The organism is Exiguobacterium mexicanum, assembly GCF_005960665.1.
Classification (GTDB): domain Bacteria; phylum Bacillota; class Bacilli; order Exiguobacteriales; family Exiguobacteriaceae; genus Exiguobacterium; species Exiguobacterium mexicanum_A.
Genome location: NZ_CP040676.1, coordinates 657,048 through 673,624, shown reverse-complemented (window position 1 = coordinate 673,624; position 16,577 = coordinate 657,048). Strand labels below are relative to the sequence as shown.

Genomic DNA, 16,577 nt, shown 5'->3' with positions numbered 1-16,577 from the left:
CAAGCATTACCTCCCTACGACACCCATGCCGTTGATGATTTTGTCGAGCATCTCGTCGACGGCCGTGATGTTGCGGGCCGCCGCGTTATAAGCGTGTTGATATTGAATCATCATCGTCATCTCTTCGTCGAGCGAGACGGCGCTCACTGCCTGGCGGCGCTGGTCCGAGCTCGCCATGAGGGCGAACGTGCTGGTCGCGAGTCGTCCGCTCTGGTCGGCGGCGACAGCCATGTTCCCGATGACGTTCTGATAGTACTTCCCGATCGACGTCTCTGTCTGGACCGATCCGTCGAAGCTGAGCGTGGCCGACTTCAAGTTCGCCAACGCAAGTGCCCCGCTGCCGTCCCCGATGTTGCCGTCTTGAGACGCGGCGATCAAATCGAGGTTGTTCATGACGGCGTCGCTCACTTTGATCGTCGCGGCGCTCGCCGTCCCTTCGAAGAAGTTCGCCGTCCCGGCGTTGCCTTTGGCGTCCATGTTGTTGCTGTGGGCCGTATTGAACGCCGAGGCGAACTGGCCGGCCATCTCGTCCAAGTCTTTCAACATCGTCGCGTACGCGCCGTTCACGCTGCCTGATTCGGGCGTGTCCGTACCGTACATCTCGACGAGCGCTTTCCATTTACCGTTTGGCATCGATGCATGCGTGAGGGCCACGTCCGCTCCGGTCGCATCGGTCATGTCGAGACCGTCGAACGAGCCGACCGTGCCGTTGATCCCATCGACGAGCTTATGGTCGACGCCACCGATCGTGACGACGATGTCGATCCGGCCCTCGGCGACTTTCTGTGAGTTCCCGCGCGATTCCCCGTTCGTATAGTCGACCGGGACGCGTTTGAAGTCCATATATTGGGCAAGCTCGTCCATGTAGCGGTCACGCTCGTCATACAGCTCGTTCGGGAGCACGCCGAGCGGCTCCGCGTCACCGATTTGACGGTTGACCTCACTGATCTTCGTCATCAAGTCGTTCACTTTCTTGACGACGACGTCGCCTTCTGAGGCTAGGTCGGCCTGTACTTTTTGGAGCGAGGACGACATGTAGTTGAACGTCTCCGCGAGCGTCATCGCCCGTTGGCGCACGACGCTGCGCGCGCCGGCGTCATCCGGGTTGACCGACAAGTCTTGGAGCGAGGCCCAGAATAAGTCGAGCGATTTGGCGAGGCCCGTCTCGGACGGCTCGTTGACGATGTCCTCCATGCGGCCGAACGCTGCCTCTTTCGTGGCGTAGTAGGCGTTCTTGACCGATTCGTCACGATATTGCTGGTCGATCATCAAGTCACGGATCCGAGCGAGCGTCTCCCCGCGGACACCTGTCCCGAACTGCCCGGCCTTCGTTCCGCCGAAGTTGACGCTGAGCTGTTCGGTCATGCCGAGCGATAGGCGCTGGCGTGAGTAACCCGGGTTCGAGGCGTTGGCGACGTTGTTCCCTGTCGCCTGGAGCGCCCACTGGTGCGTCGTCAAACTGCGACGCGCCGTCTCTAATCCCATAAATGTTGAGCCCATTAAACTTCCTCCTTATACATCTCGGCTGAACGAGCGCGTCTCGAGCGCCTGTTGACCGTACGTGAAATCATCTGCCTCTGGCAGGAGCATGTCCAAATGCCATTCGATATACCGGAGCGACTGTTCGAGCAAGACGGCGTTTAATTCATTTTGTCGTTTCAGCTCGAGGACGACCGGTCGTAACGCTTCTTTCTCTTCATCGTCCAAAACGTACGTTCCTTGAAGTCGTTCCGCCTCTTTTTGTTTGATTTGTCGGACGAGCGTCGCCTCTTCCTTGACGAGCGCGCTAAAAGCGGGCATATCTCCGTTGACGAGCAGTCGTTCTTTTTCATAAGCGATTTCGAGCAAACGTGTATGTAATGTGAGCATAAGTCTCTCCTTTGTCCAAAAAAAGAGCCGACTAAAGAAAGGGTGTCCCTTGTTTAGTCAGCTTCCGTGCCATCATATTTATGCGAAGGTCTCCCTCGGACCTCGCTTTCATTCATCCTTGTAGAAAGCGTTTGGCGATCTCGCGCGCGTCCCGTGAATACGTCCCAGCGTTGATTTCCGCCTTCAAGGCGTTAATCTTCTCCAGGCGCTCCGGATGTTTCACCGGTTCTTCAAACCGGGCGCGGGCTTCGGCCGATATCGATAGTTGGTCCGTTTGGCGTGTCAGCTCGGGCTTCGTCTCAGGTTGCGTTTTCTTCTCATAAGTGTTCGGTAAGTGTACCCACTTTGCAGAATCGATGCGCATACGTGTCCCCCCTCTTCTCAGTTGTTAGTCCAAACGATAAGCGCGAACGCTTTGTTTCGTGACGGTGGCTTGTAGCCCTTTCAGTTCTTGCTGCATGTCGGTCTGACAACCCGCGCATACCTTTCCTTGGTTCGTCGGATTGCCGCAGCGCACGCAGGCGATGTTCAGAGACGGGTTGTCCTTGATGATCAAGCGTCCTTCATGGATATATCGCGTGATATCAAGTTCGGAGACTCCTGTCGCTTCGACAAGGGCCCCGATCGTCGTCTGTTTGTTGGCGGGTTCGCGGATGAAGTCCCGGACTTTCAAGAAGTTTTGGAAATCGACTTCCGCGCAGGATGGGCAGTAAGGCGAGCGGCTTTGTTTCATGAACAGCCGTCCGCATGTTTGACAAGTTGTTGCTTCCACAGTCATTCACCTCTGCCCTTTATATCGGACGCATTTTTAATTTGTTTAGCGTCCGGAACAGGCAAACGGCAGAAACTTGTTCCACCCCGGCCCGGCGCAGGGTGAGCGCCGCTTGATGCAACGTCGTCCCGGTCGTATAGACGTCATCGACGAGGACAATTTTGCCACAGCGCGGTAACCGCTGTACAGTGAACGGGTTCGCACGGTGCCGCCTTTCTTCTTTCCCAAGTTCGCGCTGACTTGAAACCTCGGCTTTCACGAGCGTCCGTTCCGTCGGTCCGATCAATCGGGCGAGCACCTCGGCCTGATTGAAACGCCGCGTCCGTAACCGCTCCTCGCTGAGCGGGATCGGCACGTAGACGACATCCGGTTCTCGCAGCTGCCTTAGTACCGGGCGCATCTGATTGGCCAGGACGACGTCACCGCCGAACTTGTAGCGGTGGAGCCAGTTCACACCCGCCTCGTCATATAGGTAGAGCGAGCGCACGGTCAAATCGAGACCGAGGGCAAGCCACCGGACGCAATCGTCGCATGTCGCCCCGTCCTCGGTCGGATGGCCGCAGCGCGGGCAGCCCGAGATGATCGGGGTCAATCTCCCCTCGCAGTCCGGGCAGACCCAGTCCCGTTTTAAGAGCGTCGCCGGGCTCCACGGAATAGCGAACGGTTTTCGGCAGACGAGACAGTTCATCTCCGGTTCGCCTCCTCGATTTCGCGGATGGCCCGGTCTTGCCGGAACGTGCGCTCGTGGTAGAAGAAGACGACATCCCCGGTCGGCGCGGTCGGTTTCCGACCGGCCCGCCCTGCCATCTGGACGAGGGCGCGGGACGAGAACAAGGCGTGGCTGCTGTCGAGGACGGCGACGTTGACCCCGGTCACGGTCATGCCCCGCTCCCAAATCGACGTCGCGAGCACGATCCCGTTCGTCGCCTCGAGCCATTCGAGTGTATCCGTCCGCTCGTCCGTATCGGCCGAGACGGCTTTGCAGGGGAAGCCGTTTGTCTCAAGCAGCTCCCTGTATCGGGCAAGGTCCGGCTTCGTCGGGATGAACAGCAAACGTGGGGACCCCTCGTATTGCCGACAGAAGTCGAGGATGGCCTGCCCCGTCTCACGGACGAGTCGCGGCACCGGCAAGTCGTGGCCGTGATAGCGGCGCGATAGATGCACGGTCGGGAACTGGCGCTGCCATACGGTCGGCGTCGCCGTCACGAACAAGAATAGGCCTTTCCCGGCTCGGCGGAGCGTCCACCAAAGTGCCAAATCGAAGGCGAACGGGAAGGCATCAGACTCATCGACGAGGACGTAATCGAACACATGTCGTAAGTTCACGAGCAGCGGCGCCGTCGCGACAGTGATCATCCCAATCGTGTCCTTGTCCCCGCCCCCGTAACGCCGGGTGATTGGGACGGAGAAGGCGGCCTCGAGCCGGTCGACCCATTCGATGGCGACGTCACGGCGCGGCGAGACGACGAGGACACGCTTCCCGTCATTGACGACGCGTGCGATGACGGGGAACGTCATCTCCGTCTTGCCGGCACCACAAACGGCATGGACAAGCCCGCTCGTTTGAGTTTTCCACCAGGTGAGCAACTGCCGGCTGACGTGCTGCTGGTCTCCCGACAGTTCGAACGGCATGACGAGTTCTGTCGGTTCGACCGGTGTCGTGATGTCTTCTTCCCCGAGACGGTCGCACTGACAGACACGGCCGAGATGGAGGCAATTCCGACAATAGCGACACGCACCGTGGTGGCACGTGAACGAGCGGGTGTCCGCGCTCAGACAGCGTTGACAGATGCCGAAGCGGATGGCGGGCGTGCCGGTGTCGCGGATGATGAGTTGTCCCAATACAATCAGTCCTTTTTGAATGAGGATATCATGTGAGAAGCCGACGGACATGAGGCGTTGTCAGCATGTAGCGTCACCATTCCCGTACGGAACCTGAGCCATTTGCGACTTACGACCGAGGCGAACGGTGCAACATCTCTTTTATAGTAGGAGTAGACCAATAATTGGAAAGCAGGTGTCCGATGCACAAACGACCGCTTCATAACGTCTTGACCGTACTCGGAATGATGGCCGTGTTCTGTCTCGGTTGGTGGGTGTGGTATGTGCTGAACGGCAGTGAGGCGGCCGAACAACGAGCCGTCCGAGCAGCCGAAACGTATGTCGACACGACGTATCCCGAGATGGAACTCGTCATGACCGACGTGACGTACTTATCCCTGTACGATGCGAAGTATTACGTCTTGTTCGCGTCCCCGTCCCATGCCGAAGCTGAGTTGTGGGTGCGCGTCACTCGAGCCGGAGACGTCGTGGACGACAATATCGGGGATGTCGCGAACGTCTCACGGTCATTGGACAGACGCGACGCCTTCGACTAACGACGTATAATCAAAAAACTCGTCAGACGATTTTTCGTCTGGCGAGTTTTTCTCGTTATGCGTTATGCGTTCCGTTTGTAGAACATGATCGCCTCATACGCCCGGAGCGACAACGTCGTCCCGTCGAGCTGCGGCACGTCATAGTTGTGGCTGACGACCTCGGCCTGCGAGAAACCTGCCGGGATCTCATACGTCGTCTCAGGGCCGTAGAAGTTGGCGACGACGAGCACTTCCTCGTCTTCCGTCTTCCGCGTGTACGCCCAGACATCGAGCGCGTCCGGTGTGAGGAGCGTATAGTCCCCGTCCGTCAACACGTCGAACTCTTTGCGGAGCGAGATCAAGTTCTTGTAGTGGTAGAACACCGAGTTCGGGTCGTCGAGCGCCGTCTCGACGTTGACATCGGTATAGTTCGGCGCCACGTTGATCCACGGCGTCCCGCTCGTGAAGCCGGCGTGCGGCGTCGCGTCCCACTGCATCGGCGTCCGCGAGTTGTCGCGCGACTTCTGTTTGATGGCGGCCATCATGTCCTCGTGCGACACGCCCTGTTCGCGTTTCAAGTTATAGGCGTTGAGCGTCTCGATGTCACGATACTCGTCGAGCGAGTCGAAGCCTGGGTTCGTCATGCCGATCTCCTCGCCTTGATAGATGTACGGTGTCCCTTGGAGGCCATGGAGCACGGTCGCGAGCATCTTCGCGCTCTCGACGCGATGGTCGGTGTCGTTGCCGAACCGGCTGACGACGCGCGGCTGGTCATGGTTGCACCAGAAGATGGCGTTCCAGCCCTTGCCGTGCATCCCTTCCTGCCACGTCGACATGATGTCTTTCAGTTGGATGAAGTCGAACGGGGCGGCGACGAACTTCTCGCCGTTCGGATAGTCGACTTTCAAGTGATGGAAGCTGAACGTCATGCTGAGCTCGCGCTCGTCCGGGCTCGAGTAGCGGACGCAGTGGTCGAGCGTCGTCGATGACATCTCGCCGACCGTGATGACGTCGTGGCCGTCGAACACCTCGCGGTTCATCTCTTTCAAATATTCATGGATGCGCGGCCCGTCCGTATAGAACTTGCGGCCGTCCGAGTCGTCTTCCGGGAAGTCCTGCTGCTTCGAGATCAAGTTGATGACGTCGAGGCGGAACCCTTTGATGCCTTTGTCACGCCAAAAGCGCATCATTTCATATACGTCCTCGCGCATCTGCTCGTTCTCCCAGTTGAGGTCGGCCTGGGTCACGTCGAACAAGTGGAGATAATATTGGCCGCTCTTCTCATCGTACTTCCAGGCGTTGCCGCCGAACTTCGACTCCCAGTTCGTCGGCTCGTCGCGCCAGATGTAATAGTCGCGGTAGCGCTCGTCGCCGGCGAGCGACTTCTGGAACCACTCATGCTCGGTCGACGAGTGGTTGACGACGATGTCCATCATGAGCCCGATGCCGCGCGCCTCGGCCTCGCGGACGAGCTCGTCAAGATCGTCCATCGTCCCGTACGACGGGTCGATCGCGTAATAGTCGCTGACGTCATAGCCGTTATCGTTTTGTGGTGACTTGTACACCGGCGTCATCCAGATGTATTCGATGCCGAGCTCGGCCAAATAGTCGAGCTTGGCCGTCACGCCTTTGATCGAGCCGGTGGCATTGCCTTCCGGGCTATAGAAGCTTTTCGGATAAATTTGATAGACGACAGATTTGCGCCAGTTTGATGGTGTCATAGGTGTAGTCTCCTTTTGTAAGAGTTTTCATTTGTACAGGAAAAGGGGAAGAACCTCCGTCCCTCCCCTTGTCAGTCATCTTCTTATGCGACTTTGTTTTTCTCGATTTCGCCTTTTTTCATGTAACGTTTCGACAGAGCGATCGTCAACACGAACGGTATGACGAGGGCGATGACCATCCCGACGATGAAGATAAGAATCTTATCGGTGAAGATTGACAGGAATCCAGGAAGACCCCCGACCCCGACAGCGAACGCTTGGACGTCGTTCAATGTGATGAACACCGCCGCGACGGCCGACCCGATCATCGCCGAGTAGAATGGGAACTTGTTCGGCAAGTTCACCCCGAACATGGCCGGCTCGGTAATCCCGAAGAATGCCGAGATCGATGACGTCGAAGCCATACTCTTTTGTTTGGCGTCGTGTTTGAACACGAGGAACATCGCAAGTGCGGCTGCACCTTGGGCGATGTTCGACAAAGCGAGCATCGGCCAGAGGAACGTCCCGTTCGTCTCCGCGATGAGCTGCAGGTCGATGGCGAGGAACAAGTGGTGCATCCCGGTAACGACGAGTGGTGCGTAGAGCAGACCGAACAGGAGTGCCCCGACGACCGGTACCGCTTCAAACACGTTGACGATTCCCGTTGCAATCAAGTTACCGAGGCCACGTGTGAGCGGTCCGACAATCGAAAGCGCAAGGAAACCAGTGATGACGATTGTCGTGATTGGCACGACGAGCAATTGAATCGCATTCGGTACATGTTTTTTCAAGAAAATCTCAATATGGCTCAAAATGAAGGCCGCGGCCAAAATCGGAAGAATCTGACCTTGGTAGCCAACTTTCTCGATCTCGAACAAGCCGAGGATATTGAACGTCGGAACGTCGCCTTCCAGCGCTGCTTGTCCGTAACCCCATGCATTCAAGAGATCCGGGTGGACGAGCAAGAGACCCATGACGATCCCGAGCACTTCGCTGCCGCCGAACCGTTTCGTCGCCGACCAACCGACGAGTGCCGGGAGGAAGACGAACGCCGTGTTCGCCATCATGTTGACGAGATCCCATAACCCTTGTAGGTTCGGATATTCCTCAATCAGCGTCGCACCTTCGACGAACAGTCCTTCTGAGGCGAGCAAGTTGTTAATCCCCATCAATAGACCGGCAACGATGATGGCCGGGATAATCGGCATGAACACGTCCGAGAACACTTTGACGAGCTTCTGGAGCGGGTTCATCTTCTTACCGCCCGACGATTTGACCTCGGCGACCGTCGCCGCTTCAAGCCCAGCGAGTTTGATGAACTCGGCATAGACACGTTCGACGTCCCCGGCCCCGATGACGACCTGATACACACCCGAGTTTTCGAATGCGCCTTTGACGAGATCGGCTTCTTTCACTTTCGCTTCATTGACGAGCGACTGGTCTTTCAACGAAAGACGGAGCCGCGTGACACAGTGTGCCGCTTTGTCGACGTTATCCTTGCCCCCGATGGCTTCAAGGATATCCGCGGCGATTTGACGATAATCTGCCTTCATATTGTAGGCCTCCTTTGTTTGAAAGCGTTTGTTGAAAACGGTTACTTATGAGTACAAACAAAGTTTAACTTATATAGACGAGTTCTGTCAACAACTTATCTATATAAGTTATACGTGACAACTATGTGACAGGCGTTCACTATTTTTGTTCCCTCTCCCCTCGATTCAAAACGAAAAAAAAAGACCCCTTCGAAAGAAGGGGCACTAGCGGCGCGCCACGTCACTGAACTGAAACTTGTCGAGCCGGTGGCGGGACTCGGTATACTCGAACTGTCTGCCCTCATAGAGGAACGTGTCGTTCGTGATGACGATGACGTACTCGTAATCGTGGAGGTCGAGCCGCATCCGGTCGAGCTCGGTCACATCCTCGGCCGCGATCTTCCGCTTGGCGTAACTGATCTGGAGCCCGAGCTCATGCTCGACGTACTCATAGATCGAACGGGCAGCGATCTCTTCCGTCAGTCCCGGAACGAGGTCTTTGACGAAATAGTTCACGTCTAGGATGACGTCCTCCCCGTCGAAGTTCCGGACCCGTTCGATCCGGTACATCCGCGTCCCCGGCTCAAGGTTCATCCGGTCGGCGAGCCAAGTCGGCGCCTCGATGTCCTCAAACGAAGCGATCGACGTCTGGATCGAGCGGCCGAGCAAGGAAGCGTACACTTCCGAGAAGCTGACGATGCCGTTGAATTGGAACTCGATTTGGTCGCGCCGGAGCACGAAGACGCCTTTCCCGTGATGCTTCCGGACGTACCCGTGCTCTTGGAGCAGGTCGAGCGCTTTCCGGACCGTGCCTCGGCTCGCCTCATACTCATGCATGAGCTCGGTCTCGGATGGCAGCTTCGACTCCGCCGCATATTCCCCGGTCTTCATCCGCTCGGCGAGGCGCTCATAGATTTGACGATATTTGGCCACAGGCTCACTCCTCTCTATCGAAAAAGACGACCGGATGGCCGTCTTTTGTTTACCACTCGCGGCGATACCACGTGATGCCGATCGCACCAGGTCCAAGGTGTGTCCCGATGACCGGTCCGAAATGACCGCCCGTGACATGGGCCTGTGGAAACTTCTGTTTCATCGATGCGATCTCCTCGGCCTGACGGTCCGGGCAATTGGCGTGGATGATGCCGATACAGTAGCCTGCACCGTCGCCCTCGATCGATTGTTCCATCATCTCTTCGATGCGGCGGACCGCCTTCTTGTACGTCCGAATCTTTTCGAACGGGACGATCAACCGGTCTTGGAAATGCAACACCGGCTTGATTTGAAGGAACGATCCGACGAGCGCCTGTGCCGCGCTGAGTCGTCCGCCTCGTTGGAGGTGGTCAAGGTCATCGACGACAAAGTACGCACGAATCAACTCGCGCATCTTTTCAAGGTGAGCCATGATCTCCTGTGCCGACGCACCTGCGTCGCGCAGATGGATCGCTTCTTCGACGAGGAACGCTTGAGGCATACATGAGATCTCCGAATCGAACGCGTGGACGTTGACGTCGACCATACCGTTCAAGGCGATCATCGACTGGTACGTGCCGCTGATCCCGCTCGAGAGGGTGATCGCGATCACATCCGTTACCTCGTCCGGCAAACGTTCAATCAATTCAATCGTTTCCCCGATGCTCGGCTGGGACGTCGTCGGCAAGTTCCCTGCCTCGATCCGGTCATAAAAAGCCTCGGTCGTGATATCGACGGCTTCGCGGAACGACCCCCCGTCAAAAATCACGCTGAGCGGTGCGACGTGGACGTCGTGGCGCTCACAAAATTCGGCCGGCAAATAGGCGGTACTGTCGGTCAAAATGGCTATGTTTCCCATGCTATATCCTCACTTTACATCGTTTCATTTTCCAATTGAATGTGGATTCCATTCCATATTGTAGCATAAAAACGATGTATTGCATCGGTAGAGGTCAAATCTCAACCCATCCGCGGCGGATGGCATCGACGACGGCTTGCGTCCGGTCGTTCACTTCCATCTTGCGAAGCACCGACGAGACGTGGTTCTTGACCGTCTTCTCGCTGATGAACAACATGTCGCTGATGTCGCGGTTCGAGCGGCCCTCGGCGAGCAAGTGCAACACTTCGACTTCACGACGCGACAACAATTGGTAGACCGGATCGTCCGTGCGGTTCTCGACGTTACGGCCGGCCTGCTCCCCTTTGAATTGGAGCAAGCGACGGTATTCCTTCAAGACGTTCGTCGTCACTTTCGGGTGCAGGTACGCCCCGTCTTTCGCGACCGAACGGACCGCCGAGATGAGCTCGGTCGATGCGACTTCTTTGAGTAAGAACCCAGATGCTCCCGCTTCGAGCGCGTGCGTGATGTATGACTCGTCGTCGTGAATCGACAGGATGAGGACACGCGTCTCTGGTGACAGCACCGACAACTGTTTCGTCGCCTCGATTCCGTTCAGCTCAGGCATGTTGATATCGAGAATCAAGATCTCTGGTTTGTGGTCGGCGGCGATGCGAATCGCCTCGGTGCCGGTCCGTCCTTCGGCGACGACCGTGAATTCGTCCTCTAAATCAAAGATCCGTTTCAAGCCTTCTCGAAACAGCTCATGGTCATCCACGATCGCGATGCGTGTTTGTAATTGTTCCATCTGGATACTCCCCCTTGTTCTTGTCTTACGTGATTGGAATCGACATGCGGACGACCGTCCCTTTGCCGACTTCCGAATCAATGGTCATGCTTCCGTTCACAAGCTCGATCCGTTCCCGCATTCCAACGATCCCGAACGACTCCTCGCCAATCGTGCTCGGCACGAATCCGACCCCATGGTCCCGTACATGAATATGTATCGCGTCGTGCGCTTGCTCGACGTTGACGATGATCTCCGCTGTCTTCGAGTGTTTGATCGCGTTTTGGACGGCCTCTTGGACGAGCCGGAACACGTTGATCTCCAGTTTCTCAGGCAATCTGGCCCGAGACCCCCGGTAGTTGAGCCGTGTCTTGATGGTCGTATATTCCTCGGTCTGGTGGAGGTATCGTTCGAGCGTCGGCAAGAAGCCGAGGTCGTCAAGTGACATCGGACGAAGGTCGTAGATGAGCCGCCGGACGTCGACGAGCGCGCCGCGGATGAGGCGTTTCAGCTCGTGCAGTTCGGCGAACGCCTCGTCTTTCCCGCGCTTGTCGAACGTCTTCTCAATCAAATCGGCTCGAATCAAAATATGAGCAAGCGATTGCGCCGGTCCGTCGTGCATCTCACGGGCGAGGTGGCGCCGTTCCCGTTCGGCCGCCTCGAAGACGCTGATCGCCATCTCCTGCTTCTTCATCATGTCCGAATACTCTTGCTGCAGATCGTCCCGAAGGAAGTTCAGCACGACGGAGACGCGGCTGACTAGTTTGTCGGCCCGTTCGATCGTGTCCTCGAGGACGAGCAGGCGGCGTTCGAGGTCGTTGCGACGCTGTTGGCCGGCCATCTCTTCTTTTTGGATGAGAAAGCGCTCGAGCTGCATTTGGTTGGCGCGTTCATACGCCTCTCGAATCTCTTGCTCGCTATGTATATGAAACTTCTTGCTCACTTGGACGAGTTTGTTCTTCGTCGCTTTCACGAGCAGGTCGAGCCGTTCCGACTCCTCGATATAAAACTCGATCTTTTGCGTCAACTCTTTCAGTTCGTTTTGAATCAACGAATACTCGTTGGCCGAACTCTCGGTAATCCGGACGATCTCCTCTTTACTTTCCGTCACCGTATCAATCATATTTGTTATGATATGTTCTAAAGCTGTACGATCGGTAATATGATTCACGATGCCATCCCCTAATAATTCGGTAGTAAGTCTTCATCTATTCCTATTATCGACTGCGGAACGTTCGTTTACAGTAAAAAATGGAGGCTCTCCTTCCCATTCGCCGCACCAGGCGTTGACGCCTACTTGAATTTTAAAAAAAATATTCAAAAATAGAAAGGAGAATTTTCAGAAATGTCTACTGAACAAAATTATACTATAAAACAAGACGGAGAATACGAGGTCGTCATTCAAAAGTCAAAATTTATCGCCCACTTCAAACGGGTCACGTCTGAAGCAGAGGCGCAGGCGTTCATCCAAGCCATCAAAAAAGCGCATTGGAGCGCCAACCATAACTGTTCGGCCTATATCATCGGCGCGCGGAACGAGTTCCAAAAAGCGAACGATGACGGCGAGCCGAGCGGGACGGCCGGGCTGCCAATGCTCGAGGTGCTCCGAAAACGCGAGTTGAAAGACACGGTCGTCGTCGTCACCCGCTACTTCGGCGGCATCAAGCTCGGCGGTGGCGGACTGATTCGCGCATACGGCGGCACGGTGAGCGAAGGGCTCGACGCAGTCGGCATCGTCGAGCGCATCCCGATGCAACGCTTGACGCTCACGGTCGATTACGGTTGGATCGGCAAGGTCGAGAACGAACTGCGGCAATCGTCGTACCTCCTCGACGACATCGTCTACGCGGACACCGTCACGTTCCACATCTCGGTGCCGGTCGAAGAGACCGAGGCCGCGATGGCATGGCTCGTCGATTTGACGAACGGACAAGGGGGACTCGAGACCCAGGACCAACGCATCATCGAACGTGATTTTGTGCGGTAGGTCACGTATACTAAAGGAAACGAATGAAATGAGGAGACGACATGGAACAAGACTCCCGCAAGAAACGCCCCGTGTGGAAGATCGTCCTGCTCGTGCTCGGCCTCGTCCTGTTGATTGGCGGGTCGGCCTTCGGCTACTTCGTCTTTAAGGCGAACGAGACGGCGGAGAACACGAACAGCGAGCTGACACGAGGTGACAAGTCGGACCGTCGGGAAGAGGCGGTCGACCTGACGAAAGATCACTTCTCCGTCCTACTCGCCGGCGTCGATGGCGGCGCCTCGCTCGAGGAAGGACGGACCGACTCGCTCATGGTGGCGACGTTCAACAAGGAATCGCGCCAAGTGACGCTCGTCAGCATCCCGCGCGACTCATACGTAGACATCATGACGACGGACGGCGAGTTCAAAGACAAGATCAACCACGCCTACGCCTACGGCGGCATCGACACGACGATCGCGACGGTCGAGAAGCTGTTCGACATCCCAATCGACTACTACGCGACGATCAACTTTGACGGCATCGAGGATCTCGTCGATGCGGTCGGCGGCGTCGAGGTCGATGTGCTCGTCCCGATCTCGGGCCGGGCGACCGGTAACGTCGAGCTCGAACCCGGCGTCCAAATGTTAGATGGAAAAGAAGCACTCGCCTACGCGCGCATGCGCAAGGACGACCCCGAGGGTGACGTCGGACGGGCGAAACGTCAACAGCAGGTGCTCGAGGCCATCATCAACGAGGCGACGACGATCAATTCGTTCACGAAGCTCAACCGGATCATGAATGCGGTCGGCGATAACATCCGAACGAATATGTCCTTGTCCGAGGCGTCACAGCTGCAGCCGTATACGAAGTCGCTCCGCTCGTTCAACCAAGAGACGCTCGCAGGCGGTGACTTGACGCTCGGCGGTGTGTATTACTACGAACTCGACCCGGCCGATTTGAGCGAGAAACGCACGCTCTTGAAGAGCGAGCTCGGCCTGCCGGTGACGGAGGAAGACAGTGACAACGGAACCGGCGACGGCTTGAATGAAACGGAAGACGGTTTCAGCGAGACGACGACGTACTGATACCAAAAAACGACCGGGGACGCGTGTCCCCGGTCGTTTTCATATGGTCAAATCAGGCCTTCGGCCGGCCGAGCAGGCGTCGTGATGTCTGGATGATCGGCTTATAGTTCGGATGGATCAACTCGGTCGATTCGACGATCAGCTCGATGACGATGAGCACGATGACGAACGTGATGACCGCCCCGAGCATCGTCGTCTTGGCGAACAGAATCGAGGCGATACCGAAGAAGAATGTCATCCCGTACATGAGCAGAACGGCCTGCCGTGTCGTGAAGCCCATGTCGATCAACTGGTGATGCATGTGCGACTTATCAGGCGACATCGGCGGACGGCCTTGCACGAGCCGGCGGACGATCGCGAAGATCGTGTCCGAGATCGGCAGTCCGAGCAAGAGCACCGGCACGACGAGCGAGAACAGCGTTACGTTCTTGAACCCGATGAGCGAGAACACGGCGAGCATATAACCGAGGAAGAGCGCCCCGGTGTCTCCCATGAAGATCTTCGCCGGATAGAAGTTATGGACGAGAAAACCGAGCGTGCTCGCCAGGAGCAACAAGGCCATCATCGTCAAATAGACGTTGCCTTGGATGATGGCGAGCAGGGAAATCGTCCCGAGGGCGATGCTTGAGACGCCCGCAGCGAGCCCGTCGAGCCCATCAATCAAGTTGATCGCGTTCGTGATCCCGATCAGCCAGAGCACCGTCACCGGGATGCTCCATGAACCGAGATAGAGTTGCTGGTCGAACGGGAGGTTAATCAATTCGATGCGCATACCGGCGTTCAAGACGATGACCGTCGCGATCATCTGCCCCATCAGCTTGACGCGGGCCGTCAACTGGAACCGGTCATCGATGAAGCCGGTCAAGATGATGACGACCGCCCCGATCAAGATGGCATCGTTATATCGACTCGTCGGCAGCAACAAGGCGTAGCCGATGAAAAAAGCGATGAAGATGGCGAGGCCGCCGATCCGTGGCATCGTCCGTAAATGTACTTTTCGGGCGTTCGGGTGATCGACCGCTCCGATCAGAAAAGCAAACCGGCGAACGAGCGGCGTGATCAAGATGGCCATCACAAAACTGACCAACATGGCAATCCATAGCATGGGCCAACGTTCCTCTCTCATAAAAAAATAGACTCTGGCGAATTATAGCATATTTCCCTTGAGGCGAGACGTATCAGAAATGTTACAACGAAAAAATCCCGACGAGGTCGTCTCGTCGGGTCACGTTCAGGCGTGGGCCGGATGCGTCGTCACTTCATCCGTGGCCTCGTATGTATACAAGCCGCGGCCAATCTTTTTGATGTCAGGATTGACCGATTCGATTTTCACCATCAATTGGTAAATATTGCTAATGTGATGCCGATAGCGCAATTCGAGCTCCATCTGGATGTCCCGCACGCTCATCGTCTTCCGTTCTTTCAACAGGTCTGTTACCTGATGGACGTAGACCTCGAGCGGATAACGTTGATTGACGCGACGCGGGCGCAGTCGTTTCGCCGGATCGAGGAGTGATTCCTCTTCGCGCTTGTTTCGGTTCAACTCTGAAATCAAGTATTCCGCCCGACGCTGCAACTGACGATACGACTCTTCGATTTCCATCAGTTCCCGATAGATATTCTCATTGACGTCCGTAGATTCCATGCACAAGTCCTCCTCTACACTTAATTGATGTTCCCCATTACCCAATTTCATCAATTATTGCCAGTTATTACTTATTCCCAATTAAAAGTGTAACGTTTTTGTAATGTGCTTGTCATCTGTTTTTAGGCACTTTTATCCATTTAGGCCTTTTGACCCAACACAAAAAGATGACGACTGTTCGGGGCAGTCGTCATCTCACGGAAGATGATCGTAGTCTTTACGCGCCGACGCGTTCGAGGATGCGTGCGAGCGAGAGTTCGTCGGTCGAAGCGACGATGAGGTCTGCATGACCAAGCATCGATTCTTCCCCGACGGCGACAGCAAACATGTTTGCCGCTTTGATTGCAGTCACGCCTGCGGCTGCGTCTTCAACACCGATGGCATGTTCGGGTTTCACGCCAAGGGCAGAGGCAGCCTTCAAAAACACTTCGGGATGTGGTTTCGATTCGGCGACAGTTGCTGCATCGACAATGTGATCGAAGTAATGACGGACACCAAGTGCGTCTACGACCGCGAATGCGTTTTTAGAAGCCGAGGCCATTCCGATTTTGAGACCAGCCTCTTTGATTTCATCGAGGAATGAAATGATGCCCGGCAACAAATCGTCTGAAGAGATGTGTTGAATGAGTTCAACGTAATGCTCGTTCTTCTTCTGTGCGAGTTCCGCTTTCTCATCCGGTGTGAAATCGTCCTGTCTCCCACCGAGCGCGAGGATGCGCTCGAGCGAGTCCGTCCGACTCACGCCTTTTAACGTCTCATTGAACTCGCGGTCAAACGGAATATCGAGCTCTTCTCCGAGTTGTTTCCAAGCGAGGTAATGGTACTCCGCGGTGTCAGTGATGACACCGTCCAAATCAAAAATGACTGCTTCAATCGTCGACATACATGCTTTCCGCCTTTCCTTCTAATGTTTCTGTCGTCAGACTACATTAAGGGAACTTGACAAGTACCCGTTGCACGATTGGTCATTGATGCAAACGGTTGCACTTGTTCGATTTCTATTATAAATGAAAAAGCCATCATCATGCAACCGCTTTCGCAAAAAAATAAAAAA

General features: G+C 55.9%; 18 protein-coding genes. 3 read left to right on the top strand and 15 right to left on the bottom strand.

The features are described from left to right. Positions 1 to 6: 6 nt before the first annotated feature. From flgK to FED52_RS03900, 6 genes are all read right to left on the bottom strand, one after another. Complete coding sequence (gene flgK, locus FED52_RS03925) at positions 7 to 1,500, bottom strand: flagellar hook-associated protein FlgK (RefSeq protein ID WP_138859038.1); 1,494 nt, start codon at positions 1,498 to 1,500, stop codon at positions 7 to 9. 12 nt (positions 1,501 to 1,512) lie between these two features. Beyond that, positions 1,513 to 1,869, bottom strand: a complete 357-nt coding sequence (gene flgN / locus FED52_RS03920) for a flagellar export chaperone FlgN (RefSeq protein WP_034778627.1) — start codon at positions 1,867 to 1,869, stop codon at positions 1,513 to 1,515. Between the two features lie 112 nt (positions 1,870 to 1,981). Beyond that, entirely contained in the window at positions 1,982 to 2,233 is a 252-nt protein-coding gene (locus FED52_RS03915; RefSeq protein ID WP_034778628.1) for a flagellar biosynthesis anti-sigma factor FlgM, read from the bottom strand. Positions 2,234 to 2,257: 24 nt separating this feature from the next. Further along, a complete protein-coding gene (locus FED52_RS03910) occupies positions 2,258 to 2,602 on the bottom strand; it encodes a flagellar protein (protein WP_138859037.1) in 345 nt (114 codons plus the stop codon). Positions 2,603 to 2,660: 58 nt separating this feature from the next. After that, positions 2,661 to 3,329, bottom strand: a complete 669-nt coding sequence (locus tag FED52_RS03905) for a ComFC family protein (RefSeq protein WP_138859036.1) — start codon at positions 3,327 to 3,329, stop codon at positions 2,661 to 2,663. Then, entirely contained in the window at positions 3,326 to 4,483 is a 1,158-nt protein-coding gene (locus tag FED52_RS03900) for a helicase-related protein (protein ID WP_167491767.1), read from the bottom strand. Before FED52_RS03900 ends, FED52_RS03905 begins: the two co-directional genes overlap by 4 nt. A gap of 182 nt (positions 4,484 to 4,665) precedes the next feature. Between FED52_RS03900 and FED52_RS03895 the strand changes: the two genes are divergently transcribed. After that, positions 4,666 to 5,019 (top strand): hypothetical protein, encoded by a 354-nt coding sequence (locus FED52_RS03895; protein ID WP_138859034.1) that lies wholly within the window; start codon positions 4,666 to 4,668, stop codon positions 5,017 to 5,019. Positions 5,020 to 5,081: 62 nt separating this feature from the next. Here FED52_RS03895 and treC read toward each other — a convergent pair whose 3' ends face one another. The 6 genes from treC to FED52_RS03865 all read right to left on the bottom strand — a co-directional run bounded on the left by treC (position 5,082) and on the right by FED52_RS03865 (position 11,998). After that, positions 5,082 to 6,719, bottom strand: coding sequence for an alpha,alpha-phosphotrehalase (gene treC / locus FED52_RS03890; RefSeq protein ID WP_138859033.1), 1,638 nt, complete (start codon positions 6,717 to 6,719; stop codon positions 5,082 to 5,084). 83 nt (positions 6,720 to 6,802) lie between these two features. Next, positions 6,803 to 8,251 (bottom strand): PTS system trehalose-specific EIIBC component, encoded by a 1,449-nt coding sequence (gene treP / locus FED52_RS03885; protein WP_138859032.1) that lies wholly within the window; start codon positions 8,249 to 8,251, stop codon positions 6,803 to 6,805. Between the two features lie 204 nt (positions 8,252 to 8,455). Further along, on the bottom strand, positions 8,456 to 9,121 hold the full coding sequence (treR, locus tag FED52_RS03880) for a trehalose operon repressor (RefSeq protein WP_240731333.1): 666 nt from the start codon (positions 9,119 to 9,121) through the stop codon (positions 8,456 to 8,458). Positions 9,122 to 9,212: 91 nt separating this feature from the next. Then, positions 9,213 to 10,061 (bottom strand): DegV family protein, encoded by an 849-nt coding sequence (locus FED52_RS03875; RefSeq protein WP_138859030.1) that lies wholly within the window; start codon positions 10,059 to 10,061, stop codon positions 9,213 to 9,215. A gap of 94 nt (positions 10,062 to 10,155) precedes the next feature. Beyond that, on the bottom strand, positions 10,156 to 10,848 hold the full coding sequence (locus tag FED52_RS03870; protein ID WP_034778646.1) for a response regulator transcription factor: 693 nt from the start codon (positions 10,846 to 10,848) through the stop codon (positions 10,156 to 10,158). A 25-nt stretch (positions 10,849 to 10,873) separates the two neighbouring features. Further along, positions 10,874 to 11,998 (bottom strand): sensor histidine kinase, encoded by a 1,125-nt coding sequence (locus FED52_RS03865; RefSeq protein ID WP_205729356.1) that lies wholly within the window; start codon positions 11,996 to 11,998, stop codon positions 10,874 to 10,876. A gap of 174 nt (positions 11,999 to 12,172) precedes the next feature. Between FED52_RS03865 and FED52_RS03860 the strand changes: the two genes are divergently transcribed. Both FED52_RS03860 and FED52_RS03855 read left to right on the top strand, forming a co-directional pair. Continuing rightward, a complete protein-coding gene (locus FED52_RS03860) occupies positions 12,173 to 12,814 on the top strand; it encodes a YigZ family protein (RefSeq protein ID WP_138859028.1) in 642 nt (213 codons plus the stop codon). 41 nt (positions 12,815 to 12,855) lie between these two features. Continuing rightward, positions 12,856 to 13,878 (top strand): LCP family protein, encoded by a 1,023-nt coding sequence (locus FED52_RS03855; protein ID WP_138859027.1) that lies wholly within the window; start codon positions 12,856 to 12,858, stop codon positions 13,876 to 13,878. Positions 13,879 to 13,930: 52 nt separating this feature from the next. On the opposite strand, the gene FED52_RS03850 is transcribed toward FED52_RS03855, so the two are convergent. The 3 genes from FED52_RS03850 to pgmB form a co-directional block, all read right to left on the bottom strand. Then, on the bottom strand, positions 13,931 to 14,983 hold the full coding sequence (locus FED52_RS03850; RefSeq protein ID WP_034778651.1) for a glycosyltransferase family 4 protein: 1,053 nt from the start codon (positions 14,981 to 14,983) through the stop codon (positions 13,931 to 13,933). A 126-nt stretch (positions 14,984 to 15,109) separates the two neighbouring features. Further along, entirely contained in the window at positions 15,110 to 15,523 is a 414-nt protein-coding gene (locus tag FED52_RS03845) for a Rok-like winged helix domain-containing protein (RefSeq protein ID WP_034778654.1), read from the bottom strand. 217 nt (positions 15,524 to 15,740) lie between these two features. Continuing rightward, positions 15,741 to 16,406, bottom strand: a complete 666-nt coding sequence (gene pgmB, locus FED52_RS03840) for a beta-phosphoglucomutase (RefSeq protein ID WP_138859026.1) — start codon at positions 16,404 to 16,406, stop codon at positions 15,741 to 15,743. Positions 16,407 to 16,577: the final 171 nt, after the last annotated feature.

What these genes read in the sequence shown, in the direction of transcription:
- flgK (WP_138859038.1), bottom strand. Translation starts at nt 1,500, where the DNA reads ATGGGCTCAACATTTATGGGATTAGAGACGGCGCGTCGCAGTTTGACG.
- flgN (WP_034778627.1), bottom strand. Translation starts at nt 1,869, where the DNA reads ATGCTCACATTACATACACGTTTGCTCGAAATCGCTTATGAAAAAGAA.
- FED52_RS03915 (WP_034778628.1), bottom strand. Translation starts at nt 2,233, where the DNA reads ATGCGCATCGATTCTGCAAAGTGGGTACACTTACCGAACACTTATGAG.
- FED52_RS03910 (WP_138859037.1), bottom strand. Translation starts at nt 2,602, where the DNA reads ATGAAACAAAGCCGCTCGCCTTACTGCCCATCCTGCGCGGAAGTCGAT.
- FED52_RS03905 (WP_138859036.1), bottom strand. Translation starts at nt 3,329, where the DNA reads ATGAACTGTCTCGTCTGCCGAAAACCGTTCGCTATTCCGTGGAGCCCG.
- FED52_RS03895 (WP_138859034.1), top strand. Translation starts at nt 4,666, where the DNA reads ATGCACAAACGACCGCTTCATAACGTCTTGACCGTACTCGGAATGATG.
- treC (WP_138859033.1), bottom strand. Translation starts at nt 6,719, where the DNA reads ATGACACCATCAAACTGGCGCAAATCTGTCGTCTATCAAATTTATCCG.
- treP (WP_138859032.1), bottom strand. Translation starts at nt 8,251, where the DNA reads ATGAAGGCAGATTATCGTCAAATCGCCGCGGATATCCTTGAAGCCATC.
- treR (WP_240731333.1), bottom strand. Translation starts at nt 9,121, where the DNA reads ATGAAGACCGGGGAATATGCGGCGGAGTCGAAGCTGCCATCCGAGACC.
- FED52_RS03875 (WP_138859030.1), bottom strand. Translation starts at nt 10,061, where the DNA reads ATGGGAAACATAGCCATTTTGACCGACAGTACCGCCTATTTGCCGGCC.
- FED52_RS03870 (WP_034778646.1), bottom strand. Translation starts at nt 10,848, where the DNA reads ATGGAACAATTACAAACACGCATCGCGATCGTGGATGACCATGAGCTG.
- FED52_RS03860 (WP_138859028.1), top strand. Translation starts at nt 12,173, where the DNA reads ATGTCTACTGAACAAAATTATACTATAAAACAAGACGGAGAATACGAG.
- FED52_RS03855 (WP_138859027.1), top strand. Translation starts at nt 12,856, where the DNA reads ATGGAACAAGACTCCCGCAAGAAACGCCCCGTGTGGAAGATCGTCCTG.
- FED52_RS03850 (WP_034778651.1), bottom strand. Translation starts at nt 14,983, where the DNA reads ATGCTATGGATTGCCATGTTGGTCAGTTTTGTGATGGCCATCTTGATC.
- FED52_RS03845 (WP_034778654.1), bottom strand. Translation starts at nt 15,523, where the DNA reads ATGGAATCTACGGACGTCAATGAGAATATCTATCGGGAACTGATGGAA.
- pgmB (WP_138859026.1), bottom strand. Translation starts at nt 16,406, where the DNA reads ATGTCGACGATTGAAGCAGTCATTTTTGATTTGGACGGTGTCATCACT.